The following is a 25,702-nucleotide window of genomic DNA, read 5'->3' as shown; positions in this document are numbered from 1 at the left end:
CATCCTATCGAGTATTGTTGGCCGGGATCACCAATGCATCGAGAACGCAGGCGCCGTTCTCGAACACGACGACCGGATTGAGGTCGACGGCCTCGATCAGATGGCCGTAGCGGCTGGCGAAATTCGACAGCGCCATAATCGTCTCGACAAGCGCTTCCCGGTCGGCTGGCGGCGCGCCGCGATAACCCCCAAGCAGAGCGGCCAATCGCGTCCGGTCGATTAGCGCATCGGCAGCGTCGCGGTCGACCGGCAGCAGATCGAAAGCGGCGTCCTTGACCAGCTCGACCAGAACGCCGCCGACGCCGACGACGATCCCCAGGCCGAACGGCTCGTGCCGGACCAGGCCGACCAGCGCTTCGACGCCGCGCCCAGCCATTTCCTGCACCACGACGCCGCGCAATTCGGCATCCGGGGCGTGAGCGCGAGCACTTTGCATGATCGCCGTGAAGGCTTCAGCCGCTTCTGCGGCATTGGCTATGCCGAGCCGCACGCCGCCGGCTTCGGTCTTGTGGGGAATATCGGGCGATTCGATCTTGAGCACGACCGGAAAACCGATCGCCTCGGCCGCCTCGACTGCCTCTTGCGCGGTGACGGCCAGCCGCTCGCGGGTCACTCTCAGACCGTTGTCAGCCAGCCATTGCTTGGCCTCCCGTTCGGTCAAGTTCCCACCGGTGGCGAGGCGCTTTGACCAGGGATCGTTTTCGTCGGCTGGTTCGATCGCCGGGGCGTTCGGTATCGTGGCGCCGGTGGCGTCCAGCGCCCCTCGCACGGCATTGAGCGAAGCGCGCGTGCCGTTGAGCACCGGGACGCCGGCAAGGCGTTCACGGACCGCGGGATGATGCCCGGAGGACAGGTTGCTGATGAAGGCAACCGGAACGGTCGCGTGCTTCGCGTAGGAGGCGACAGCATCGGCAATGCCGACATATTCAGCAGCGCCATCAGCATCGAGGCCGACAGGCGCGTCCTGCGCGGCGACGATCAGGCCGACCGAGGCATCCTGCGCTAGGATGGCGAGCACGCTGCGATAGACCCCGCTATCGGCGAAAACCACGCCCGTGGTGTCGACCGGATTCTGCGGCGTCGCGAAAGGCGGCAGCAGGGCCTTCAGTCGCGCGATGGTATCTTGTGAAAATTCCGGCAGCTCGATGCCGACCTGCTCGGCGATGTCGGAGACATGGGCAACACCGCCACCGCTGACGCCGACAACAGCGACACCCTTGCGCGCCGGCCTCGCCTTCAGCGACAGGCAGAGCGTCGCGGTTTCGACGAACTCGTCCATGTCGGCGACCTCAATGATTCCAGTCCGCCGAAAGAAGGCTTCATAGGCCTCGTTCGCGGCAGCGAGCGAACCGGTATGCGCCGCGGCGGCTTCCGCGCCCTTGCTCGACTTGCCGGCGCGCAAGGCAATCACCTGCTTGCCCGCGACATGCCCCGCCTGCATCGCGGAGGTGAAGGCGGCGGGATCACGGATGGCTTCCACGACAAGTCCAATGACACGTGTCGCCTCGTCACCGGCGAGATAGGAGAGATAGTCGGGAAGATCGGTCGCCGCGCTGTTGCCGCAGGAGACGATGTGGCTCAAGCCGAAGCGCCCGCTATTGGCGAGTGCAATGGCGCTGGCGCCCGAATGCGACAGAATGGCGAGCGCGCCCCTCTTCAGGTTGGGCGACAGCGTCGAGGAATAAAGCGCTGCGCCGCTTTGCAGATTGAACAGGCCGAGGCAGTTTGGCCCGCAGATCGCCATGCCGTATTTTCGCGCGATCGCGACCAGCGCCTGCTGGCGCGCCTTGCCCTCCCCGTCGGTCTCGGCAAAGCCGCTGGCCAGCACGACAGCCGCCTTGACGCCGGCCTTGCCGGCATCTTCGAGCGCGGTCAGAACGTGCGCCGCGCCGATGCCGATCACCGCAACGTCCGCCGGCGCATCGAGCCGGTCGAGCGAGGGAATGGCGGGAATACCGAACACCGTTTCGGCCTTCGGATGTACCGGGACGATGGCGCCGGAAAATCCGAACGCCAACAGATTACGCATGACGTAGCTCGACGACGCATCGGCGCGTTCGGTCGCGCCGATGACGGCGACCGAGCGCGGCGCCATCAGCGCCCGCATCGCCTCGTGCGAAGCGGCAGAGCCGGTCACGGCTCAGTCGAGGCCCTTGAAAGGATCGTCGCGGAAAGCGAGATATTCCTTGAGGCTCATCTTGGCGAGATTGGCCATCCATTCGCGGCCTTGCCTGGTGACGTGCAGTGCCGCGATCGCCTCGATATTGTACTGGAAGGACGGCAGCAGCCCGGCCACCATCTGCTGGTTGTTGATCGACGCCTTGGTGAATTTCAACGCCGGCACCGGCATGCGCGCCAGCTTGCGGGCGAGGTTTTCGGTCTTTTTCTTCAACTGATCGGCCGGCACGATCCTGTTGATCAGATGCATGCGCAGCGCCTCCTCGGCGTCGACCAGGTCGCCTGTATACATCAGCCAGCGCACGTCGCGGGTGGCGAGCAGCCAGGGCATCATCAGCGCCGGCGGGCCGGAATTGTGGCGCACCTCGGGTTCGCCGAATTTTGCATTGTCGGCGGCGATCGCCAGGTCGCAGCACATCATCAATTCCAGCGCGCCGGCCAGCGCATAGCCGTTGACCGACGCGATGACCGGGATCGGCGCGCGCCAGATGTTGAGCAGCGCCTCGGCGTTCTCGCCCATGTCCGCGCGCCAGAAATCGATGTCGACATCGAAGTCGCCGCCCTGCAGGTCGTAGCCGGAGGAGAAGGCGCGGCCAGCGCCGGTGATCACCAGCGCGTTGACATCCGGATCGGCGACGGAGGCAGCGAGCGCCTTGTCGATCTCGCGGATCACCGTCTTGTTCATCGCATTGAGCTTGTCGGGACGATTGATGGTGATCGTCGCGAACTTGTCGGTTGCATCCTTCTCGTAAAGGATCGTCTCGTAGCTGGCCTGTGCGCTCATGCGGTTCTCCTGGGAACTTCGAAAATCAGAGGAAGTGGACCTCTACGCTGCCTCGCGCTTCGATTCCGCATGCGCCACGGCGATCCTGGCGGCGAGCGCGGCGTTGTTGCGGACCAGCGCGATGTTGGCCTTCAGGCTGCGGCCTTGCGAGAGCTCGTTGATGCGGGCGAGCAGGAACGGCGTCAATTCCTTGCGCCCGATGCCGCGTTGCTCGGCTTCCGCCACCGCAGCCGCGATCGTGCCGTCGATGAAGGCCGGGTCGAGCGCGTCAGCCTCCGGAATGGGATTGGCGACGAGGATGCCGGTGCCCGAGCCCATCTGCTCGTGCAGCAGCATGGCCTGCGCAATCTCTTCCGGCGTATCGAGGCGATGATCGGCCTTGAGCCCGCTGGATCGGGTATAGAAGGCCGGAAAATCGTCGCTCTGGTAAGCAATCACCGGCACGCGCTGGGTCTCCAGATATTCCAGCGTCTTGGCCATATCGAGGATCGATTTCACGCCGGCGCAGACGACGGTGGTGCCGGTCTGGCCGAGTTCGGTCAGGTCGGCCGAGATGTCGAAAGTGGCTTCGGCGCCGCGATGCACGCCGCCGACGCCGCCGGTGGCGAAAATGCCGATGCCGGCAAGGGCGGCAATCCGCATCGTTGCCGAGACCGTGGTTCCGGCCGAGCCGCCGCGCACCATGATGGCGGCGAGGTCACGCCCGGATGCCTTGACCACGTCCTTTGCCGCCGCCAGCTTTTCCAGCTCGGTGTCGTCGAGCCCTGCCTTGATCTTGCCCGCGACCACGGCGATCGTCGCTGGCACCGCGCCGTTCTCGCGCACCACGGCTTCGACGCCTCGCGCGGTCTCCAGATTTGCGGGATAAGGCATGCCGTGGGTGATGATCGTCGATTCCAGCGCCACCACCGCACGGCCCTCGCGAAGGGCTGCCGCAACCTCATCATTCAGGTAAACAAGGGAAGAAGGTTTCATGGTCTCGCTTTCAGGGTCGTCCCGCTTTCAGGCGGGGATGCGGTACATGCCGGCGGTGAGGAAGCGCGGCGACAGATCGGGATGAACACTGGATTCGCTCTCGGTGGTCAGCGTGGCGAGCAGCGCGCCGGTGCGCGCGGCATGCGGCACGGGATCTCCCGAAAGCACCTTGTACATAGTGCCGGCAATCATCGCATCACCGGCGCCAGTGATGTCGACAGCCCTGGCCGGAACGGAGCGCATCGTCGCCACGCCGCTCTCGGTCGCCACCGCAAATCCGTGCGCGCCCATGGTCACGATCACTTCAGCAGCACCTGCCGCGCGCAGCGCCGCTGCCGCCTCCTTCGGCTTCAGCCGCTTGTCGGCATCGGTGATGCCGAGCATCGAATTGGCCTCGTCGTGATTGGTGAACAACAGGTCGATGCCGGTCAGGTCCTTCGGCAAGCGCGCCGATTTCGGTGACGATACGGTGTCGACGGCGAGCTTGAAGCGCGCGCCCTGCTTGCGTGACATCAGCGCTTCGATGGTGGCTGCCGGCAGGTTGCAGTCGATGAACACCCAGGTCGCCGATGCCAGATGCGGCCAGAAGCGGTCGAGATAGGACGGCGAGAACAGATCGAAGATCTCCATGTCGGCAATGCCGAGCACGAGATCGTTGTTGAGATCGAGGATGGCCGCATATTCGGCCGTCGGCCGCTCCGTGGTGGTGATGACCTGGCTGACATCGGCGCCGAGGTCGCGCAGATGCCGCACCAGCGAGCGGCCGGTTTCGTCATCGCCGACAATCGAGACGAAGCTGACGTCGACGCCGAGGCGGACAAGGTTCTCGGCGACGTTGCGGGCGACGCCGCCGAAGCTGCGATAGCCGTCGACCGGGTTCGACGTCTCGAAGATCAGATCCTTCTTGGCGTGGTATTTGCGGTCCAGGACCGCGCCGCCGATGCAGATCATGCGCTTGGAGGCCGGCAACACGTAGCCGCGGCCGAGAATGTAGCCCTTGTTGACAAGTTGCACGATGTGGGCGGCGACGGTCGAGCGGGCGATGCCGAGCGCGGTTGCTATGTCCTGCTGGCCGGCGAACGGGTTCGCGGCGATGAGATCCAGAACCGCCTGTTCCTGTGCTCCAAGGTCGTCCATCGTCCCACCCGGCCCGTGCAAATTCGTGGCTGAATATTTTCGATATGGACAACAACAGATGATCTTGTCAACATTCGTTTGTAACGATAACGTTTCGTTCAACCGGCGTTTCCCCCGCCTCTTTCGAGGCCGGACAAGGCACAAGGGAAGGCATAGCGATGCGCATGCGAGGTCATCCGCCCTGCCCGCTTTCACTGCTTCAATACTCTGAAGCGGCCATGCCTGGTTTTCGCCTTCTGCGTATGACAGTTCCAACAGGAAGGTGATCGCGATCATGCAGCCCGCGCCTCAAGTCGAAGCAACAGATCAGGGAATTCCCGTCATCGATGTCGGGCCCTTCATTCGCGGCGAGGCCGGCGCCGACGCTGTCGTCAGGGCTATCGAGACCGCCTGCCGGGATACCGGTTTCTTCCTGGTCACCGGCCATGGCGTGTCGCCGGAAAGGACGATGCGGCTCTACAATCTGGCGCGCACCTTCTTCGATCTGCCCGAGGATTACAAGCGTAGCCATGGTCGCGGAACCGCCTTGGCCGGCGGGATGGCCTTTTCGCCGATCGCCGACGAGGCGCTGGCCGCCACCAAGGGCATCAAGACGCCCGGCGACTACAAGGAAAGCCTGAATTTCGGCCTGCGCCTCAAGGGCGACGCATGGCCGAACCAGCCCGAAGGCATCGAGAGCACCTTTCGCGACTATTTCTCCGAGATGGAGACGCTGGCGAAACATTTGCGCCGCATCTTCTGCCAGGCGATCGGCCTCGAACCCGACTATTTCGAGCCGGCCTTCGAGAACCATCTGTCGGCACTGCGGGTCATCAATTATCCCGAGCAAGATGTGGATCCCCTGCCCGGCCAGCTTCGCGCCGGCGTTCACACCGACTATGGTTTCATGACCATCCTGCGGTCGGAGGCCTCGTCCGGTGGCCTGCAGGTGCAGACCCGCGACGGCCGCTGGCTCGATGCGCCGTCGATCGACGGCGCCTACGTCGTCAACATCGCCGACGCCTTCATGCGCTGGAGCAACGACGAATGGGTGTCGACGCCGCACCGCGTCGCCAACCCGCCCCGCAACAAGAAAGGCAGCTCGCGCCGCCAGTCGATCCCGTTCTTCGTCAACCCCAGCAAGGAGACGCTGATCTCCTGCCTGGAGCCGTTCTGCGCGGATGGCAAGCAGGCCAAATACGAGCCGATCACCTATGGAGACTATATCGAGCTGAAGACCCGACAGGCTTTCGGCCGCTGACCGAAACCGGCGCGGGCGCAGATTTGCCCTCGCCAAATTCAGATGGAGGGCTTCGGCCGTCCCAAAGAACGAATTGATTGAAAGAAATCAACAAGGGGAATTGTGATGACGAAACTGACCAGACGACAGACGCTTGCCGGAATGGGCGCGCTCGGTGCCGCCGGGCTCATCGGAATGCCTGCTATCGCCCAGGAAAAGACGCTGATCGTGCCGACGCTCGGCGGGGTCTGGGAGCAGTTCTGGCGCTCGACCATCGCGCCAGCCTTCGAGAAGGCCTCCGGCGCCAAGGTGACGCTCGACGTCGGCAATGGCCGCGTCTTCGGCGCCAATCTGCGCGCCGCCGGCGTCGACAAGCCGCCCTATTCGATCATCATGACCAATGAGGTCTTCGCCTCCGGCCTGCGCAAGGAGGGCTTTTTCGAAAAGCTCGACCTGGCGAAGCTGCCGAACTACAACGACCTCTATCCGCTGGCCAAGATCGCCGATGGTTTCGGCGCCACCGGCGCCATCTCACCGATCGGCATTGGCTACCGCACCGATCTGGTGAAGACGCCGCCCAAGGCCTGGAAGGACCTTTGGAACAACGAGGAATTCAAGGGCAAGATCGGCCTCTACAATTTCGCCAACAGCGCCGGCAAGATGGAGCTGCTGCTGGCCTCGAAGATCTTCGGCAAGGACCAGTACGATGTCGACGCCGGCTTTGACGCCCTCGCCAAGCTGGGCCAAGTGATCCAGGTCGACTTCAACCTGTCCACGGCCCTGTCCTCGGGCGAGATCGTCGTCGCGCCGTTTGATTTCGGCGAGATCGCACGGCTGCGCAAGCAGGGCCTGCCGGTCGATTGCGTCGTTCCCGAGGAAGGCATGTTCATGTTCGACCAGACAGTCTCGATCCTGGCCAATGGCCCGGAAAAGGAGCTGGCCTATCAATATGCTGACTTTCTGCTGTCGCCGGAAACCCAGATGCTGATGGCGAAGGAATTCTTCGTGTCGCCGACGAACTCGAAGGTGATCATTCCCGACGACCTCAAGGCCGACGTGCCGGTGTCGGGCGAGGCAATGACCAAGATCCTCACCTGGGATTGGGATTTCGTCAACGAGAAGCAGGGCGAGCTGGCCGAGCGCTGGGCCAAGACGATCCTCTAAGGCTGATATTGAACCGGGATGGCGCGTCTCGCTTTTCAGGCGCGCCTCCGCCCGCCGCGCCGCAACTGCGGTGGCGGTCGATCGCCCGTGAAGTGGAGCATTCATGACCGAGGTTAGCATCGAGCGGCTGACCAAGACCTTCGGCAGCGCGCGCGCGGTCGACTGCATCTCGATCCGCATCGCCGATGGCGAATTCATTTCGCTGCTCGGTCCGTCGGGCTGCGGCAAGACGACGACGCTGAAGATGATCGCCGGCTTCGAGGAGGCGAGCGAAGGTGCGATCCGCTTCGACGGCAAGGATGTCGTCAACGTGCCGGCCGAAAAGCGCGACATCGGCATGGTGTTCCAGAATTACGCGCTTTTTCCGCATATGACGGTGGACCAGAACCTCGCCTTCGGGCTGGAGATGCGCAAGATCGCCAAGCCCGAGATGCGTGAGCGCATCGCCAAGGTGCTCGACATGGTGCAGCTCGGCGGCTATTCCGACCGCTATCCGAACCAGCTTTCCGGCGGCCAGCAGCAGCGTGTGGCGCTTGCCCGCGCGCTGGTCATCGAACCGAAGATCCTGCTGCTCGACGAGCCACTCGCCAATCTCGACGCCAAGCTGCGCGAGGAAATGCGCGTCTTCATCCGCGACCTGCAGCGGCGTGTCGGCATCACCACCGTCTATGTCACGCATGATCAGGCCGAGGCGATGACCATGTCCGACCGGGTCGTGGTCATGTTCGGCGGCCGCATCGCCCAGATCGGCGCGCCGTCCGACATCTATGAGCGTCCCGAGAACCTTGAGGTGGCGCAATTCGTCGGCCAGGTGAACCTGGTCAAGGGCACGATCACTGCGGCGGCCGGAGCCGGCAAGAGCCGCGTCGCATCCGTCTTTGGTGAAGTCGCCGTCGACAGCCGCACGGACCACGCGCCGGGCGCCACTGTCACGCTGTCGCTGCGCCCGGAGGCGATCGAGCTCAAAGCAGCGGGCCAAGGCGGAGCGCAGGGCAAGGTCACGGCGCGCTACTATTCCGGCAGCATCATCGACTATCGCATCGCGCTGGATTCGGGCGAGACGCTGCACGTCCAGACCTTTCCCAACATCAGGATTGCCGAGGGCGACCGTGTCAGTGTGCATGCGCCAGCCGACGGATTCTGGCTGCTCGGGGCGGCAAAATGACGGCGGCGCGCCGCAAGGGCCTTGGGCCGCTTGTCCTGATCGCGCCGGCGGCCGTGCTGCTCGGCGTATTCCTCGTTCTGCCCTATCTCAACATCGTGGTGATGAGCTTTCGCACGCCGGGGCAAGGCACGCCTTACGGTCCGGGCTTCACCACAGGCAACTACACAAAGTTCTTCGCCGACAGTTTCTACCTGCTGCAGGTCGCCAACACGCTGTGGATCGGCCTCATCACCACGGCCATCTGCCTCGTCGTCGGTTTCCCCGTCGCCTGGCAACTGGCCCGTGGCGCCATGCGCTTTCGCGCCCTGGCCTATGGGCTGGTGCTGTCGCCGCTGCTGGTCGGCATCGTCATCCGCTCCTATGGCTGGACGATTCTCCTGGGCAATGCCGGCCTCATCAACCGCACGCTGACCGGCATGGGCCTGATCGATCGCCCGCTGCCGCTGATGTACAATGCGCTCGGCATCGTCATCGCGCTGGTGCATGTCTTTTTGCCCTTCATGATCCTGCCGATCATGGCGGCGATCCAGGGCGTCGACCCGGCGCTGGAATCGGCGGCGCGCTCGCTCGGCGCATCGCGTTTCACCGCATTCCGCCGCATCGTGCTGCCGCTGTGCACACCAGGCATCCAGGCCGGCTGCATCCTCGTCTTCGTCTTGTCGCTCAGCGCCTATGTGACGCCGTCGCTGATCGGTGGTCTCAGGGTCAAGACCATGGCCGTCACCGTCGTCGACGCGCTGATCGACACGTTCCAGTGGCCGTGGGGCTCGGCGCTGGCGCTGATGCTGTCCGTCACCGGGGCGCTCTGCGTCGTCATCTTCGCACGGCTGACGCGCATGAAATGGAAGGTGGCGCGACCATGAAGCGGCCGGTGTTCACGCTCTACTGCCTGCTGGTCTACGCGTTTCTGCTGGCGCCCATCCTGGTGGTCGTCGGCGCCTCCTTCAATGCCGGCAATTTCCTGACATTCCCGCCACAGGGCCTGTCGCCGCGCTGGTATGTGACCTTCTTCCACAATGACGTGTTCATGCGCGCGATCCGCACCTCGCTGTGGGTGGCGGCTGTGGCAACCGTCATTTCCGGAACCATCGGCACCATGGCAGCGCTCTATTACGTCCAGCACGCCGGCCGCTGGAAGGAGGCGGTGCGCATCGCCATGCTGGCGCCGCTGCTGCTGCCGGAAGTGCTGACGGCGATCGCGCTGCTGTTCTTCGTCTATGCGATCGGCATCGGCACCACGACCATGATCGGCATGATCGCCGGCCATGTGCTGATCACTTTGCCCTTCGTCTTCATCAACGTCTCGGCCTCGCTGGAAAGCTTCGATCCGTCCTGGGACATGGCGGCGCGCTCGCTGGGCGCCGACCGCCTGACCCGCTTCCGCCGCATCATGCTGCCGCTGATCAAGCCCGGCGTCATCGGCGGCGCGCTGTTTGCCTTCATCATCTCCTTCGACACCTTCACCATCTCGTTCATGCTGAAGGGGATCGGCACGTCGACGCTGCCGATCCAGCTCTTCGACTACCTGCGCACCAATTTCACGCCCGAAGCCGCAGCCGTCTCGACCGTGTCGATTGTGCTGACGCTGGTGGTGGTGATCGTGTCGGAGAAGGTACTGGGGCTGCGCATCCACCGCTTCTGACGGAAACGCGCAGCGGCGCCAGCGGCGTTGAGCAGGGCAAAACTCACAGCGGCACTTGCGGGCGCGTTCGCCCTCTGATTCCTTGGTGGTGGGGAGCATGGCCTGATTCGCGCGCTAGCCGCATCGGATCCCGTACGGTTTTGGAAAGCATCTGATTGCTCGCAGCACCCGATATTTTCAATGGAGAGACGGCAGTGAACGTCAAGAAGAGGCCGGAAATCTCCGAGATGAGACCGAAGATAACGGTTATCGGCGTCGGCGGCGGCGGCGGCAACGCCGTCAACAACATGATCGCCGAAGGCCTGCAGGGCGCGGAGTTCATCGTCGCCAACACCGATGCCCAGGCGCTTACCATGTCCAAGTCATCCCGGCTGATCCAGCTGGGAGCCCATGTGACGGAGGGCTTGGGTGCCGGATCCCTGCCCGAGGTCGGCCGTGCGGCAGCCGAAGAAACGATCGACGAGATCATGGATCACCTTGCCGGAACGCATATGTGTTTCGTGACGGCCGGCATGGGCGGCGGAACCGGTACCGGCGCCGCACCTGTTATCGCGCACGCTGCACGGGCAGCAGGAATTCTGACGGTGGCGGTTGTCACCAAGCCCTTTACCTTCGAAGGGAAACGCCGGATGCAATCGGCCGACGAAGGCATCGAACGGCTGCGCGAGAGCGCCGATACGGTGATCGTCATCCCGAACCAGAATCTGTTCAGGGTCGCCGATGCCAAGACGACGTTCGCGGACGCGTTCATCATGGCGGACCGCGTCCTCTATGCCGGTGTCGGCTGCATCACCGACCTTATCGTCAAGGAAGGGCTGATCAATCTCGACTTCGCCGACGTGAAATCCGTGATGCGGGACATGGGCCGCGCGATGATGGGCACAGGCGAAGCCACGGGCGAAGACCGTGCCAAAAAAGCGGCCGAAGCGGCAATCGCCAACCCGCTTCTCGACGAGGCCTCCATGGCTGGGGCCAAGGGTGTGCTTGTCTCGATATCGGGGGGCACCGACATGACGCTGTTCGAGGTCGATGAAGCGGCTACCCGTATACGCGAGGAAGTCGACACCGACGCCGATATCATCGTCGGCGCCATTTTCGATAAGGCGCTGGCAGGAAAGTTCAGGGTCTCGGTCGTCGCGACGGGGTTGCGCCAGGGGGTGGAAGTGTTTCAGCAGGGGCGGATGACCGCCTGAACATTTGCGCCGTTGCGCACCGATTGCCTCGAGCCTGGCGATGCGACGCTACGAGGTTCGGTCCGCCTTCAGCACCGACACGGCCATTTCGCTGTTGTGGACATAGTCATTGGCGTCGGGTTGCTTTTGCACCAGCAGGATGAACAGCAGGTCGGTCAGCGTCAGCTGCGCATCGCGCGCGGTGATCGATGAGGAGCGCGCGCGCTCTTCGTCGGCGATGGTGTAGAGGCGGATGTCGGCGACGCGGCTCAGCGGATTGTCGTGCAGGCCGGTGACGGCGATCACCGTCGTGCCGCGCTTGCGCGCAAGCTCGGCAATGCGCAGGGTTTCGATGCTGGCGCCGGAATAGGAGAGCGCGAACAGCACGTCGCCGGGTCCGAGCGTCGAGACATTGGCCATCTGCACATGGCTGTCGCTGTCGTGCAGCACGTTGCGGCCGAGCTTCATCAGCTTGTAGGAGAAGTCGCGCGCCACCAGCGAGGACGCGCCGACGCCGACCAGATGGATGCGGCGCGCGCCATCCAGCATTTCCAGCGCCCTTGAGATGATCCGTTCGCTGTTGGCGGCGACGGTCTGCTGCATCGATAGAAGCTTGCTGCCGATCAGTTTCTTCAGAATGACCTGATAGCCGTCGCCGACCTCGATCGAGCCGTGGATCACGCCGACCGGCACCTGCCATTCCTGCGCCTTGGCCTCACTGACCGCGAGCTTGAGTTCCTGGTAGCTGGCATAGCCGAGCTTCTGGCTGAATTTGACGACGCTCGACTGGCTGCGGCCGATCTCGGCGGCGAGTGCGGCCGTCGACAGGCGCAGCATTTGGTCGGGATTGCCGACGATGTATTGGCCGATCTCGCGATCGCCGGGCGCCATCGTCTCGAGCTTGGCCTCGATCTTCTTCAGGACGGACATGCATTCCCCTGCGGCGTTGACGATGCCGGCTAATGGCCGGCGATCGGCGATGCGATTTTAAGGAATAAATTATTCCAAATCCAATTGACAGCCAAGAATGATCGATCGACTGTCAAGCGCGTGCAGGTTCGGTCAGGAATCGACATCGAAACTGCGCTTGGATTGAGCACGTCGGATCAGGTTCAGAGCCATGGACAAATTGCGGATTGTCGGCGGACGACGGCTTGAGGGCGCGGTTACGATCTCCGGCGCCAAGAATGCGGCGTTGCCGCAGATCGCGGCCGCCCTGCTCAGCCCCCTTCCGCTGGAACTGACCAACCTGCCTGACGTGACGGATGTCGCAAACATGCTTGGCGTGATCGGTCTTCACGGCGCCGTGGTCACCCGGTCGACCCATGCCGCGACGATTGACACCAGTACGGCCGTTTCCAAGGAGACAACTTACGACACCGTCAGAAAAATGCGTGCGACGGTGCTGGTGCTCGGGCCGCTGCTTGCCCGCTTCGGCCATGCCAGGGTCTCGCTGCCCGGCGGCTGCGCGATTGGTGCGCGGCCGGTCGACATGCATGTCGCGGCGCTCGCCGCGCTCGGCGCCGACATCGCTATTGAAAACGGATTGATCGTCGCTTCTGCTCCCGGCGGATTGCGAGGCGCGCGCATCGTGCTGAGCTCGCCATCAGTCGGGGCGACCGAGACCGCGATGATGGCGGCGACGACGGCAAAAGGCGAGACGGAGATCCTCAACGCGGCGCGCGAGCCGGAGGTAGCCGACCTTGCCGCTTGCCTCAACGCCATGGGGGCGCGGATCGAAGGCGCCGGCACGCACCGCATCCTGATCGAGGGTGGCTCGAGCTGGCGCGCCGCTACGCACCACATCATTCCAGACCGCATCGAGGCCGGCACCTACGCTGTCGCGGCTGCCATCACCGGCGGCCAACTCGAACTGACCCATGCGCGGCTCGAACACATGGCATCGGTGGTGCAGCTTCTCGAGGCGACCGGCGTGAAGATCTGGCCGAGTGATCGCGGCCTGATCGTGTCGAGGGATGGGCCGCTCAAGGCGGCCGACCTGACGACGGAACCCTATCCTGGTTTTCCGACCGATCTCCAGGCCCAGTTCATGGCCTTGATGTGCTGCGCCGAGGGCGCTTCGCTGCTGCGCGAGACGATCTTCGAAAACCGCTTCATGCATGTGCCGGAACTGATGCGGCTCGGCGCCAACATCAAGCTGCAGGGCACCACGGCGCTGGTGCGCGGCGGCGAGAGGCTGAAGGGCGCACAAGTGATGGCGACCGATCTGCGCGCCTCGGTCTCGCTGGTGCTGGCGGCACTGGTTTGCGAAGGCGAAACGACGATCAACCGGGTCTATCATCTCGACCGCGGCTATGAGCAGCTCGACCGCAAGCTGCGCCTCTGTGGCGCCGAGATCGAGCGGATCAGCGCATGAGCGACGCGGCATCCGCGCCCTATTTTCTCGGCGTCGATGGCGGCGGCACCGGCTGTCGCGCCCGCATCGAGGACGAGGCGGGCACCGTGCTTGGGCAAGGCCTGTCAGGCCCGGCAACGACACGGCTCGGCATCGACGCGGCCTGGGCGTCGGTTGCGAGAGCTTTCGGCGCGGCAATCGAGGAGGCAGGTTTCGGCAAGCGAGAGATCGCCCGGATCCACGCGGGCGTCGGTCTTGCCGGTATCGGCCGCAAAGGCGCGCTGGAGGCGTTCAAGGCGATCGCGCATCCCTTCGCCAGCATCGCCTTTGTCAGCGACGGCGTCGGCGCCTGCCTTGGCGCGCATTCTGGTCGCGACGGCGCCATCGTCATTGCCGGCACCGGCTCGATCGGCCTCGGCTTCGCCGACGGGCGCGATTTGCGTGTCGGCGGCTACGGCTTTCCAATCTCCGACGAGGGCAGTGGTGCCGATCTCGGCCTGAGGGCGGTGCAACTCGCTTTGCGCGCCCATGACGGAAGGCATGAGCGGACAGCGTTGCTGAGCGAAGTCATGCAGCGTTTCAAGGACGATCCGATGGAAGCCGTCGCCTGGATGGACCGCGCCACCGCCACCGACTACGCCGCCCTCGCCCCGATGGTGATCCGCCATGCCGACCAGGGCGATGCGGTCGGGCGGCGCATCGTGCAGAGCGCCGCCGAACACGTCGACACATTCGTACGGCTGTTGTTCGAGAAAGGCGCGCCACGGGTGACGCTGCTCGGCGGCCTTTCCAGCCCGCTCGAACCATGGCTTGCGCCCGACGTGCGCCGCCGGCTGAAGCCCGCCGACGGCGATGCCGTTTCCGGCGCGATCATCCTGGCCAAGAAGTCGCTTGATGCTACTTAGCGCCCATCAGCAATAGGAATATTTTATTCCAGTATCTCGTTGACACCATGAATATCCAATTCTAGAAAGTTAACGAGACGGAAACCAAACCGCCGGCACGAGAAGCCAATGTCTCGCCGGTACTGGTCAAGGTCGCGCTTTGCGTCACATTCCTGCTGACGGCATGAAGTTTGAAAGCAAGTGGATGAGCGAACAAGCGTTGATGTCGGAGCTGGAGCGGCTGGTTTCCGAAGACCGGAACCCAAGGACGATGGATATCGACCTGCTGCCGACCATCGACGTGCTGCGCAGGATCAATGACGAAGACAAAGGCGTTGCAGCCGCCGTCGAGAAGGTCATCCCGGAGATATCGGCAGCGGTGGACCGGATCGTGCTCGCGTTCCAGAAAGGCGCGCGGCTGATCTATCTGGGCGCAGGCACCAGCGGCCGGCTTGGCGTTCTCGACGCTTCGGAATGTCCGCCCACCTTCGGTGTGCCCGAGACCATGGTGGTGGGGCTGATCGCCGGCGGCTCCGAAGCGCTGATGCGGGCCGCGGAAGGCGCGGAGGACGATCCGAAACAAGGAGTCCGTGACCTGCAAGACATCAGGCTGACCGCCGACGACGTCGTGGTCGGCATCGCCGTCAGCGGCCGCACGCCCTATGTTATCGGCGGCCTGAATTATGCCAGAGAAGTCGGTGCGACGACCGTGGCGCTGTCCTGCAATCCGCGCTCGACCATCGCCGGCATTGCCGACATCGCCATCTCGCCGGTCGTCGGCCCCGAAGTCCTCACTGGCTCGACCCGGCTGAAGTCGGGCACAGCGCAGAAGCTGGTGCTCAACATGCTGACGACCGCCAGCATGATCCGCATCGGCAAGAGCTTTGAGAACCTGATGGTGGACCTGAACCCTTCCAACAAGAAGCTGGTCGCCAGGGCGGTCCGGATCGTCATGCAGACGAGCGGCTGCACGGCGCAACAGGCCCGCCATGCACTGGAAGTGACCGGCAAGGATGTGAAGCTGGCGATCCTGGTGCTCATCACTGGCATGGAGGTTGAGGAAGCGCGCGAGGCACTCGGCAAGGCTGGAGGGTTCCTGCGCAAGGCAATCGGCGAAAAGACGGTGTGAAGCCGCGCGGAAATTCTGGGCCGACATTCCGGGGTGCCGTGTCCCTGTGAAGCGGTCCGGGGAACTGCAAATCAAGTTCGACAAGAATGGGAGACGACAATGGTACAGCATCTCACGAGGAAACTGCTTTCCGGCATGGCGTTGCCTGGCATCGCCCTGGCGGCCATGCTCGGCATCGCCGCCGTTCCGGTCCAGGCAAGTGCCGCGACGCTGCACATGGCCTGGTCGCAGGACGCCACCGGGCTTGATCCGCACAAGCAGACGGCCTTTTCGTCGCTCAGGCTGCTGGAGCTCATCTACGAACCGCTGGTCAGGGTCGATGCCAGCCTGCAGATCGTGCCGGCCATCGCCACGTCCTGGCAGTTCTCTCCGGACGGCAAGGAATTGACCTTCAAGCTCGATCCGAAAGCCAAATTCCAGAATGGCGCCACCGTCACCTCGGCTGACGTCAAGGCCTCCTTCGAACGCATCCTCGATGAAAAGACAGGTGCGGCCGCCCGCGCCAATTTCCTGTCGATCGCCAGCATCGACACGCCCGATCCGGCCACCGTCGTCTTTCATTTGTCGCAGCCGGACGTGCCGATCCTGACGGCAATGAGCGACGTCAACGCGGCCATTGTTCCGGCCAGCGAAATCGCCGCCGGCTCGGTCGGCACCAAGGCGATCGGCTCAGGCCCGTTCAAGCTCGACAAATGGGATCCGAACGCCAAGGAGGTGCTCAGCGCCAACAAGGACTGGGCCGGCGGCGCGACCGGTGTCGACGGTATCGAAATCTCGGTGCTACCGGATGAAACGGCGATCCTGGCGGCGATGCGCACCAAGCAGATCGATTTCGCGCTGCTCAACGACCCGCTGGTCGCCACGCTGGTGCCGAAGGAGGCCAGCCTGCAGCTCAACCGCGTGCCGGTGCTTGCCTACCACGTTCTGCAGCTCAATCCGTCGCGCAAGCCGATGACCGAACTCAAGGTGCGGCAGGCGATCTCCTGTGCCATCGACCGGCAGGAAGTGCTGGACACCGCCTCGCTCGGCGAAGGCAAGGTGACGGGGCCGCTGACCATCCCATCGCTCGCCACCGATCCCAGCCAATTGTTCTGCTACAAGCGCGATGTCGAGAAGGCCAAGCAATTGATGTCTGAAGCCGGGTATGCCGACGGTTTTTCGGCGACGGTGATCGGTGCCACCGGCGAGCCGCCGACGGCGGCGGCGGAAGCCCAGGTGATCCAGTCGCAGCTCGCCGAAATCGGCGTCAAGCTCGACATCAAAATGATGGAGCTCAACGTCTATGTCGACGCCTGGCTGAAGGGCGATTTCGACATGGCCATCGCCTTGAATGGCGGCAGGGCCGACCCCTACACAATGTACAATCGTTACTGGACCAAAGCGGGCAATCTGCAGAAGGTGGCGAACTATATCGACGACACGCTGGACAGCCAGATGCAGCAGGGCCGCGCCGAAACCGACCCGGCCAAGCGCAAGGCGATCTTCGCCGATTTCGAAAAGCATCTCGCCGAGGTTTCACCGTGGATCTGGCTCTACACCTCCTACAGCTATACGGCGCAGCAGAAGAACGTCAGCGGATTCGTGCCGACGCCGACCGGCACGCTGTTCAGCCTGAGCAAGGTGACGATCCAGTAGCCGTTTCTGCCGCCAGACGGGAGGTGTTCTTCGCGTGACCTATCTGCTGCGACGCCTGGCGGTGTTTCCTCTCGTTCTGATCGGCGTCTCCATCGTCGTGTTCGTGGCGATCCGGATGGTTCCGGGCGATGCGATCACGGCGATGCTGGGGACCGAGGCCGGCCTGCTGACGCCGGCGCAGCGTGAGGCGCTCGCCGCCTATTTCGGCATCGACCAGCCCTGGTTCGTCCAGTACGGGCGCTGGCTCGCCGGCCTGCTGCACGGCAATCTCGGCATCTCCTCCACCTATGGCAAGCCGGTGCTCGACGTCATCCTTGAACGCTTCCCGCTGACGCTCGAGCTGGCGTTGCTGTCGATGATCATCGCGCTTGTCGTCGGCGTGCCGGCGGGCGTCTTTGCCGCCACGCACAATGAGAAATTCTCCGATCTCGGCGTGCGCGTTGCCGCCATGATCGGCCAGTCGACGCCGAACTTCGTGCTGGCGTTATTGATCATCTACACGCTGTCGGCAGGCTTTGGCGTGCTGCCGGCAATGGGGGAATTTTCGCCGCTATGGCAGGATCCCCTGCGCAATCTCGGCCAATTGATCCTGCCGGCCATCACGCTCGGCTTTGCCTTCGCCGCCTCGGTCACCCGCGTATCGCGTTCGGCCATGCTCGATGTGTTGAGCGACGACTATGTCCGCACCGCCCGCAGCAAGGGGGTCTCGGCACGCGGCGTGATCTGGCGCCACGCCTTGCCCAATGCGCTGATCCCCGTCGTCACGCTGAGCGGCATCGAGTTCGGCTATCTCCTGGGCGGCGCCGTCATCGTCGAGCAGATCTATGCGCTGCCGGGCCTCGGACGGCTGGTGCTGGACGCGATCCTGCAGCGTGACTATGCGCTGGTGCAGGGATGCGTGCTGTTCATTGCCTTCAACTTCATGATCGTCAATCTCCTGGTCGATCTCACCTACGTCGCGCTCGACCCGCGCATCCGGCTGGGGGAACAGTGATGCGCATGCTGCGGGCCGTCTTCGCGCATCCCAGCGGCCGCATCGGCGGCGTCATCGTCGCGCTCTATCTGCTGCTTGCCGTGCTTGGCCTGCTCGGGCTGACGCCGCACAACCCGCTGATGCAGTACCGCATCGACCGGCTGCATGCGCCTGACAGCACCTACTGGATGGGCACCGACCTGTTTGGCCGCGATGTGGCGAGCCGGCTAATGATGGGCATTGGCCAGTCCTTCACCGTGGCTTTCTTCTCGGTCGCCTTTGCCGCGCTCGCCGGGACTGTTTTGGGCCTCGCCGCGGCCTGGTTCGGACGCCGCTGGGATGGCGTCCTGATGCGCCTCATGGATGTGCTGCTCGCGTTCCCGGCGATCCTTCTGGCGCTGCTGATCGTCGCCGTCGCCGGGCCGGGAACCCGGACGAGCATTGTCGCCATCGCCATCGTCTACACGCCGATATTCACGCGCGTGGTGCGCGGCCCTGCTCTGTCGCTCAAAGCACGTGAATTCGTCGACGCCGCGCGCACTTTCGGCAGCAGTTCGAGCTATATCCTGACCAGGCATCTGCTGCTCAATCTGGTTGCGCCCTTGACCGTCCAAATTACGCTGGCGCTGGCCTGGGCGCTGCTGACCGAAGCCGGCTTGAGCTTTCTCGGGCTCGGGACGCAGCCGCCCGCGGCGTCGCTCGGACTGATGCTGAGCGACAGCCGCAACCTGATGGAAACGGCGCCCTGGCTGATGATCTTCCCCGGCGTGGCGATCATGATCAGCATCCTCGGCTTCAACCTGCTTGGCGATGCCTTGCGCGACATATTCGACCCCAGAATGCGGAGGGCGATCGCGTGATCCCGCTGCTTTCCGTATCCGATCTCAGCGTCGGTTTCGGCCGCACGCCGCAAGCCAACGAAGTGGTGCGCGGCGTCAGCTTCGAGCTTGCCGACGGCGAGACGCTGGCCATCGTCGGCGAAAGCGGTTCGGGCAAGTCGGTCACCGCGCTGTCGATCAACCGCCTCGTTGATTTTGGCGGTGGCCGCATCACCGGCGGCGCGATCAAACTCAAGCGCGCCGACGGCGGCGTCCTCGACCTGACGGCGGCGTCCGAGCCGCAGCTGACAAGGATCCGCGGCGCCGAGATCGGCATGATCTTCCAGGAGCCGATGACCTCGCTCAATCCAGTGCTGACCATCGGCACGCAGATCGAGGAATCGTTTCGGCTGCATCGCGGCCTGACCGGCCGGCAGGCGACCGCGGCGGCGAAGGACGCGCTCGACCGCGTCCGCATTCCCGATGCGGCGCGACGCCTGAAATACACGCCGAACCAGCTCTCCGGCGGCATGCTGCAGCGGGTGATGATCGCCACGGCGCTCGCCTGCAATCCGCGCCTGCTGATCGCCGACGAGCCGACGACCGCACTCGATGTCACGGTGCAGGCGCAGATCATGGCGCTGCTCGCCGAGCTGAAGCGTGAAACCGGCATGTCGATGATCTTCATCACCCACGATATCGGCCTCGTCGCCGGGATCGCCGACAAGATCATGGTGATGCAGAACGGCGAGGGCGTCGAGCAAGGCGAGCTGAACCAGATCCTCGACCAGCCGCAGCACCCTTACACCCAGCATTTGCTGCAGGACGTGCCGCATTTCGCCAGCGGCCGCGCCACGCGTTCGGACGGACGGCGCGACAAGGCGACTGACACCGAGCCGGCGCTGAAAGTGAACGACCTCGTGGTGCGGTTTCCCGTCAAGTCCGGTTTTTTCGGCCGCGCTACGGGCGCCGTGCACGCCGTCGATGGCGTGGATTTCGACCTGATGCAAGGCGAGACGCTGGCCATTGTCGGCGAGAGCGGTTCGGGAAAATCGACCACGGCGCGCGCGGTGCTTGGGCTGGTGCGCTCGACGCGTGGCAGCTTCTCGGCCAGTGTGCGCAAGGCGGCCGCCGGACAGAGCGCACTGCCGATCCAGATGGTGTTCCAGAACCCCTATGCCTCGCTCAATCCCAGGCTCACCATCGAGAGCATTCTCGCCGAGCCGGTGATCGCCACCGGCGGCCGCGTCGATGCGGCGACGCGGGCGAAGATGGCGACGCTGCTGAAGCGCGTCGGCCTGCCGGAAAACAGCCTCGAGCGCTATCCGCATCAATTCTCGGGGGGTCAGCGGCAAAGGCTGTGCATCGCGCGCGCGCTGATGCTCAACCCTTCCGTCGTCGTGCTGGACGAAGCGGTTTCGGCGCTCGACGTTTCGGTCCAGGCCCGGGTGCTGGAGCTGCTGGTCGACCTGCAGCGCGAGTTCGGGTTGGCTTATCTGTTCATCTCGCACGACATGGCGGTCGTGGAGCGCATCGCGCACCGGATCGCTGTCATCTATGCCGGCCAGATCGTCGAGATCGGCGATGCGAAATCCGTGCTGTCGGCGCCGAAGCATGCCTACACGAAGAAGCTTATCGCGGCTGTGCCGACCATCGATCGGAGGCGCGAGCATTTCGAGGTGGATACCCGGCAGGTGCCTTCGCTGGTGCGGCCGCTGGGATTCGAGCCGGGTCCGGCACGGTGGGAGCAGTTCGGGGCGGATCACAGAGTGAGGGTGGAGGCGTGATGCGTAATGCCGCCCAAACGTCTCCAAACTCGGCGGGACAGCACCCCCCTCTGTCCTGCCGGACATCTCCCCCGCAAGGGGGGAGATTGGCAGCTTTGCCGATGGCGCTCCTCCTGCAACGTGGGCGATTAGCGAAAGCGGTCGCGACAGCCGATCTCCCCCCTTGCGGGGGAGATGTCCGGCAGGACAGAGGGGGGTGGGAAGGATCGCCAGCTTTTCAGATTGATGACACGGGGAGTTGGAATTGACTGCCCTCACCCAACTCTTCGGCCGCGCCTTCGCCCCTCTCGAAGCGGCGGTGAACGAAGGCCGCATTCCCGGCGGCGTGCTAGGCATGGTCGAGCGCGGCGGTGCCTGCATCGTCCGGGCAATCGGCTCTGCCCAAATCGTGCCCAATGCCAGGCCGATGCATGAAGATACCTGGTTCGACCTGGCGTCGCTAACCAAAGTCATCTTCACCACGCCGCGCATCCTGGCATTGGCGGAAGAGGGCGTCATCGACCTCGATGCGCCGCTGATCTCGGTGCTGCCGGATCTTCGCCAGTATGACGAAAAGGCCTGGGAGCGGAAGGTGACGTTTCGCCAGTGCCTCGGCCACCAGACGCCCTTCCCCGCCGTCGCACCGATCTACACTTACGGGCGAGACGCGGATCTGCTGCGCGCCTTTATCCTGCAGCGCGAATGGCAGCGCGGTGAGCCGGTCTATTCCGACATCAACTTCATCCTGCTCGGCTTCGCGCTGGAGCGCCTGTCGGGAAAGACCCTTCGCGACATTGACCCCGGCCCGGGCTTTGCCTTCTCCGCCGAGCCGGATCAGGCGGCGGCAACGGAGGACTGCACCTGGCGCCACCGCGTGCTCTCAGGCGAAGTGCATGACGACAATTGCTCGGCTCTGCAGGGCGCCGGCCACGCCGGCCTATTCGGCACCGCAGCCTCTATCCTCGATTTCGCGCAAGGGCTGCTGGACGGAACCGGCGCCTCGCCGGCCTCGATCGCGCTGATGCGTACGCCGCTGTCGGCCACCCGCACCCATGGCTGGGAGCGCCCTTACGAAAACTGGTCCGGCGGCAGGCTGTGCAGCCCCGCCACGATCGGCCATACCGGCTTTACCGGCACCGGGCTATGGATCGATTTCGACAAGGGCAAGGCATGGACCTTACTCACCAACCGGATCCACCCGACACGTCATTTCAACAGCGGGATCGCTACGCTTCGCCAGGCGGTCGGCGATCTCGTCAATGGAGCTTAGGAGCTAGATGATGCAACCAATCTGGGCCGTCGGCCTGATGACCGGCACCGTGCTGGACGGCAATATCGACGTCGCGCTGATCAAGACCGATGGCGAGCGCATCGCGGATTTCGGCACCTATACGCTGGCGCCCTACCCGCAATCGATCCGCACCTTGCTGGAGGAGACGCTGCGCCAAGCAAGGGTCTGGAATTTCACCGGACCGGAGCCGGCGATCTTCCACGAGGCCGAGGACGCGCTCACGCGCGCGCAGTCCGCGGCGGTCAAGGACCTCGTCGAGAGCTACGGGCTGACCATGGCCCACATCGGTGTCGTCGGCTTCCATGGCCAGACCGTGCTGCATCGCGCGCCGCAGGCCGGCCGGCTTGGTGAGACCCGCCAGCTCGGCGACGGCGAGTTGATGCACGCCATCCTCGGCACCAAGGTCGCCTACGACTTCCGCTCGGCCGACATGCGCGCCGGCGGCCAAGGTGCGCCACTGGCGGCCGCCTATCACACCGCGCTCTTGCGTGCGGCGGACGCCAGCGGCGACATGGCGGTGCTCAATCTCGGCGGCGTCGCCAACATCACCTGGTGGGATGGCAAGGATAATGTGATCGCCTTCGACACCGGGCCGGCCAATGCGCCGCTCAACGATTTCATCAAGTCGAAAGGGCTTGGCGACATGGATCACAACGGCGAGCTGGCAAGCGCCGGCACGGTGGATGAGGCCCGGCTGGCCAAGCTGCTGCAACATCCTTACCTGACCAAGCCTTATCCGAAATCGCTCGACCGCTTCGACTTTGGCGCGGCGATGGCCGACGGCCTGAATGCAGAAGATGGTGCGGCAACGCTGACGGCCTTCACCGCCGCCGCTGTCGGCAAGGCGCTCGATCTTCTGCCGCATCGGCCCCGGAGATTGGTGGTCAGCGGTGGCGGCCGGCATAATCCGACGATGATGGCGATGCTCGCGAGCCGCGCCGGCGTGGAAGCCGTGCCGGCCGAGACGCTTGGCTGGAAAGGCGACGCGGTCGAGGCGGAGTGTTTTGCTTTCCTGGCGGTGCGTGTGCTGCGCGGCCTGCCGATCAGCTTCCCCAGCACCACCGGCGTGCCACAGCCAATGCGCGGCGGCCGGCTCGCCGGTTGATCAAGACAGCAGCTTCTTCTGCAGGAAGAGGCGGCCGCGGCCGACGGGGAAGTCGGGAAGAATGCCGAAGGGCCGATAGCCCTGGCGCTCATAGGCTTTGGCCGCCTTGGGATTGAACGTGTCGATCCAGGCACCATGGCAGCCGCGAGCGATCGCCTCCTGCTCGGCCGCGTCCAGCATCTGGCCTGCCATATGCTGGCCGCGCAGCCTTTCGTCGACCCAGAGCCATTGCACATAGAGCCAGCCCCAGGCGGTATAGCCCGAAATGCCGGCGACGACCTTGCCCTTCTCGTCGCGCACGAAGACGGCGAGTGCCTTCCTGCCCGATGCGCCGACATCGCTGTCGTTGAAGGATGAAAGGCGCTCGGCCAGAAAGGCGAGCTCTTCCGGCAGGGGATCTGCGGTGGTCTCAAGCGTCGTCTTCATCGCACCTCGGCTCGGTTGTCGGCCAAGCCTTATCCATGGACGGGATGAGGACGCAAGCTTTACGGCAGCACGGGTGGTGGCGAACGCCATGCCGCCGCCGAGGCCGAGACCAGCATCAGCAAGGCCGCTGCTATCGCGCAGGCGGCAAAACCAAAGCCGGTGTAAAGCGGTCCGAAGCCGGTCGTGCCGACAAAGACCGCAAGATAGGTCACCGAACTGTTCAGGCCCATGATGGTACCGCGACGCGACGGATCGAGCGCGGTAAGGCGCATCACCAGCACGTTCAGCCCGAAATGGTTGGCGAGGCCCCAGATGGCCACCATCGCCAGGGTCAGGCCGAAACTGGTGCTTGCGAGGGCCATCGCCACGTAGACGAGCGCCACCAGAAGATAGGCGAAGGGCATGACGCGCCGCGCGCCCAGGCGATCGATGACGCCATCAAGAAGTGCCGCCGCGCCGAAGCCTGCGCCATAGGCAAGTGCTGCCCACCCATTGGCACTGACGGGCTCGCCCAGGCCGCTATGGAGGTGATCGCCGAGATAGCCATAGACGCCATAAAACGCGGTCATGAAGGCAGCGCAGGCGATGAGGAGCGGCACGATGCCGAGAACGGCCAGGGCGCCGAGTGGCGTCGGCGCCGGGCCGTTCTTCCTGGCATCGCTCAGCGAGCTCAGTGACAGGCCGGCCACGGCAAGGGCAGCGAGCAGCGCGACAGCGGCGAAAACGGCGCGCCAATGCACCAGATCGGCAAGCACGGCCGACAGCGAGACGCCGGCCACCATGGAGAGCGTCCAGCCGGTCAGCACGACGCCGATGGTGCCGCTCTCGCGGCCAGGCGGCGCGATCGCCGCCGAGCTGGCGTATATGGCAGGCATGGCGACGCCGGCAGCGATGCCGGCGACGGACTGGGCGGCGACAAGCATGATCACCGTCGGCGCCAGCGCGCTGGCGACCAGCGCTATCGCCAGCAGCAGCAACGCGCCCTGGAGCATGCGCCGCGCTCCGACCCGGTCGATATAGCGGGCGAGGAACAGGGCGCTTGCCGAGGTGCCGAGGCCGAAGGCCGCGGACGCCGCCATGACAGCCGGGACGCTTGCTCCGAACGACGTCGCTACCGCCGGCGCAATCGGGCCGAGGACCAGCGAGTTCGAGCCGATCACGGCGATGCAGCCGGTCAGGAGGTAGGCGAGCGTCGGAATGGACGGCCTTGCTGCCAATGTTACGACTTGATCACTGTTCGACATACGACAATAATGGCCGTATCAAATTCCGTATCAATAAGGAATTTCAATATGGATGAAGAAACAGATGGCATTCCGCAGAACAGGCTAGCCACCCGCGACCTCGACGCGACCGACCGAAGGATATTAGGCGTCCTCGTCGACGACGCCACGATCAGCTATGCCGATCTCGGCGATCGCGTCGGCCTGTCGCCGCCAGCAGCGCATGAACGGGTGAAGCGGCTGCGGCGCAGCGGCGCCATCCGCAACACCGCCGCGATCATCGATCCCAAGGCGGTGAAGAAGCCGCTGCTTGCCTTCGTGCACATCGACACCAAGGGCTGGGGAAAGACGCCGGAACTGATGGCAATTTCCGAACACCCGGAAGTCGAGGAGATCCATTCGGTGGCCGGCGACACCTGCATGCTGATCAAGGTCCGCACAGAGGACACAAGGGCACTCGAAGGCCTGCTGTCGCGTCTCTACGAAACGCCCGGCGTCACCTCGACGCGAAGCTATGTGGTGCTGTCAACCTATCTCGAGCGGCCGGTGCAGCCCGGGATCACGACGGAATGGCCGACACCCCGGCACATGGCCAAGCCGTTGTATTAAGGGCCAATCGACATTCAGGGATCGAGGCCGGTAACTGTCCGGCATCAACCC

Annotated in this window: 23 protein-coding genes; 16 read left to right on the top strand and 7 right to left on the bottom strand. The window is 64.3% G+C overall.

The window, feature by feature from the left end; genetic code table 11:
- Positions 1-4 precede the first annotated feature (4 nt).
- The 4 genes from OHD62_RS08725 to OHD62_RS08710 are packed head-to-tail and all read right to left on the bottom strand — an operon-like array spanning position 5 to position 5,074.
- Positions 5-2,137 carry an acetate--CoA ligase family protein gene (locus OHD62_RS08725; protein ID WP_263782097.1) on the bottom strand — a complete coding sequence of 711 codons (2,133 nt, stop codon included), beginning with the start codon at positions 2,135-2,137 and terminating at the stop codon, positions 5-7.
- A 3-nt stretch (positions 2,138-2,140) separates the two neighbouring features.
- Positions 2,141-2,962, bottom strand: coding sequence for an enoyl-CoA hydratase/isomerase family protein (locus tag OHD62_RS08720; protein WP_263782096.1), 822 nt, complete (start codon positions 2,960-2,962; stop codon positions 2,141-2,143).
- A 42-nt stretch (positions 2,963-3,004) separates the two neighbouring features.
- On the bottom strand, positions 3,005-3,937 hold the full coding sequence (locus OHD62_RS08715; protein ID WP_263782095.1) for a pseudouridine-5'-phosphate glycosidase: 933 nt from the start codon (positions 3,935-3,937) through the stop codon (positions 3,005-3,007).
- A gap of 27 nt (positions 3,938-3,964) precedes the next feature.
- On the bottom strand, positions 3,965-5,074 hold the full coding sequence (locus OHD62_RS08710; RefSeq protein ID WP_263782094.1) for a carbohydrate kinase: 1,110 nt from the start codon (positions 5,072-5,074) through the stop codon (positions 3,965-3,967).
- 274 nt (positions 5,075-5,348) lie between these two features.
- Between OHD62_RS08710 and OHD62_RS08705 the strand changes: the two genes are divergently transcribed.
- The 6 genes from OHD62_RS08705 (at position 5,349) to ftsZ (ending at position 11,457) form a co-directional block, all read left to right on the top strand.
- Positions 5,349-6,314: an isopenicillin N synthase family dioxygenase gene (locus OHD62_RS08705; RefSeq protein WP_263782093.1), complete on the top strand. Its 966-nt coding sequence runs from the start codon at positions 5,349-5,351 to the stop codon at positions 6,312-6,314.
- Positions 6,315-6,419: 105 nt separating this feature from the next.
- A complete protein-coding gene (locus OHD62_RS08700; RefSeq protein ID WP_107648781.1) occupies positions 6,420-7,457 on the top strand; it encodes an ABC transporter substrate-binding protein in 1,038 nt (345 codons plus the stop codon).
- A 103-nt stretch (positions 7,458-7,560) separates the two neighbouring features.
- Entirely contained in the window at positions 7,561-8,622 is a 1,062-nt protein-coding gene (locus OHD62_RS08695; protein WP_263782092.1) for an ABC transporter ATP-binding protein, read from the top strand.
- Positions 8,619-9,485: an ABC transporter permease gene (locus OHD62_RS08690; protein WP_263782091.1), complete on the top strand. Its 867-nt coding sequence runs from the start codon at positions 8,619-8,621 to the stop codon at positions 9,483-9,485. The genes OHD62_RS08695 and OHD62_RS08690 overlap by 4 nt, the downstream gene beginning before the upstream one ends.
- Positions 9,482-10,264, top strand: a complete 783-nt coding sequence (locus OHD62_RS08685; RefSeq protein ID WP_263782090.1) for an ABC transporter permease — start codon at positions 9,482-9,484, stop codon at positions 10,262-10,264. The genes OHD62_RS08690 and OHD62_RS08685 overlap by 4 nt, the downstream gene beginning before the upstream one ends.
- 227 nt (positions 10,265-10,491) lie before the next feature.
- The gene (gene ftsZ, locus OHD62_RS08680) at positions 10,492-11,457 is read left to right on the top strand and encodes a cell division protein FtsZ (RefSeq protein WP_412177348.1); all 966 of its coding nucleotides are present in this window, start codon (positions 10,492-10,494) and stop codon (positions 11,455-11,457) included.
- Between the two features lie 48 nt (positions 11,458-11,505).
- On the opposite strand, the gene OHD62_RS08675 is transcribed toward ftsZ, so the two are convergent.
- Positions 11,506-12,366 (bottom strand): MurR/RpiR family transcriptional regulator, encoded by an 861-nt coding sequence (locus tag OHD62_RS08675; RefSeq protein ID WP_263782088.1) that lies wholly within the window; start codon positions 12,364-12,366, stop codon positions 11,506-11,508.
- Between the two features lie 190 nt (positions 12,367-12,556).
- Between OHD62_RS08675 and murA the strand changes: the two genes are divergently transcribed.
- The 9 genes from murA to OHD62_RS08630 all read left to right on the top strand — a co-directional run bounded on the left by murA (position 12,557) and on the right by OHD62_RS08630 (position 23,393).
- Complete coding sequence (gene murA, locus OHD62_RS08670; RefSeq protein ID WP_263782087.1) at positions 12,557-13,813, top strand: UDP-N-acetylglucosamine 1-carboxyvinyltransferase; 1,257 nt, start codon at positions 12,557-12,559, stop codon at positions 13,811-13,813.
- Positions 13,810-14,697 carry an N-acetylglucosamine kinase gene (locus tag OHD62_RS08665; RefSeq protein ID WP_263782086.1) on the top strand — a complete coding sequence of 296 codons (888 nt, stop codon included), beginning with the start codon at positions 13,810-13,812 and terminating at the stop codon, positions 14,695-14,697. Before murA ends, OHD62_RS08665 begins: the two co-directional genes overlap by 4 nt.
- Positions 14,698-14,881: 184 nt before the next feature.
- Positions 14,882-15,805 (top strand): N-acetylmuramic acid 6-phosphate etherase, encoded by a 924-nt coding sequence (murQ, locus tag OHD62_RS08660; protein WP_263782085.1) that lies wholly within the window; start codon positions 14,882-14,884, stop codon positions 15,803-15,805.
- A 99-nt stretch (positions 15,806-15,904) separates the two neighbouring features.
- A complete protein-coding gene (locus OHD62_RS08655) occupies positions 15,905-17,440 on the top strand; it encodes an ABC transporter substrate-binding protein (RefSeq protein WP_263782084.1) in 1,536 nt (511 codons plus the stop codon).
- 34 nt (positions 17,441-17,474) lie between these two features.
- Complete coding sequence (locus OHD62_RS08650) at positions 17,475-18,434, top strand: ABC transporter permease (protein ID WP_263782083.1); 960 nt, start codon at positions 17,475-17,477, stop codon at positions 18,432-18,434.
- Positions 18,434-19,273, top strand: coding sequence for an ABC transporter permease (locus OHD62_RS08645; protein WP_263782081.1), 840 nt, complete (start codon positions 18,434-18,436; stop codon positions 19,271-19,273). The genes OHD62_RS08650 and OHD62_RS08645 overlap by 1 nt, the downstream gene beginning before the upstream one ends.
- Positions 19,270-21,018: an ABC transporter ATP-binding protein gene (locus OHD62_RS08640; RefSeq protein WP_263782080.1), complete on the top strand. Its 1,749-nt coding sequence runs from the start codon at positions 19,270-19,272 to the stop codon at positions 21,016-21,018. The genes OHD62_RS08645 and OHD62_RS08640 overlap by 4 nt, the downstream gene beginning before the upstream one ends.
- Positions 21,019-21,262: 244 nt before the next feature.
- Positions 21,263-22,267, top strand: coding sequence for a serine hydrolase domain-containing protein (locus tag OHD62_RS08635; RefSeq protein WP_263782079.1), 1,005 nt, complete (start codon positions 21,263-21,265; stop codon positions 22,265-22,267).
- Positions 22,268-22,277: 10 nt separating this feature from the next.
- Positions 22,278-23,393, top strand: a complete 1,116-nt coding sequence (locus OHD62_RS08630; RefSeq protein WP_263782077.1) for an anhydro-N-acetylmuramic acid kinase — start codon at positions 22,278-22,280, stop codon at positions 23,391-23,393.
- Here the strand turns inward: OHD62_RS08630 and OHD62_RS08625 are convergent, their stop codons facing one another.
- On the bottom strand, positions 23,394-23,819 hold the full coding sequence (locus OHD62_RS08625; protein ID WP_263782076.1) for a GNAT family N-acetyltransferase: 426 nt from the start codon (positions 23,817-23,819) through the stop codon (positions 23,394-23,396).
- Between the two features lie 59 nt (positions 23,820-23,878).
- On the bottom strand, positions 23,879-25,063 hold the full coding sequence (locus OHD62_RS08620; RefSeq protein WP_263782074.1) for an MFS transporter: 1,185 nt from the start codon (positions 25,061-25,063) through the stop codon (positions 23,879-23,881).
- 48 nt (positions 25,064-25,111) lie between these two features.
- Here OHD62_RS08620 and OHD62_RS08615 point away from each other — a divergent pair, with 48 nt between their 5' ends.
- Positions 25,112-25,651 (top strand): Lrp/AsnC family transcriptional regulator, encoded by a 540-nt coding sequence (locus tag OHD62_RS08615; protein ID WP_263782073.1) that lies wholly within the window; start codon positions 25,112-25,114, stop codon positions 25,649-25,651.
- The last annotated feature ends 51 nt before the right edge of the window (positions 25,652-25,702 follow it).

Source organism: Mesorhizobium sp. YC-39, assembly GCF_025753795.1.
GTDB lineage: Bacteria > Pseudomonadota > Alphaproteobacteria > Rhizobiales > Rhizobiaceae > Mesorhizobium.
This window is presented reverse-complemented; position numbering and strand designations above follow the sequence as displayed.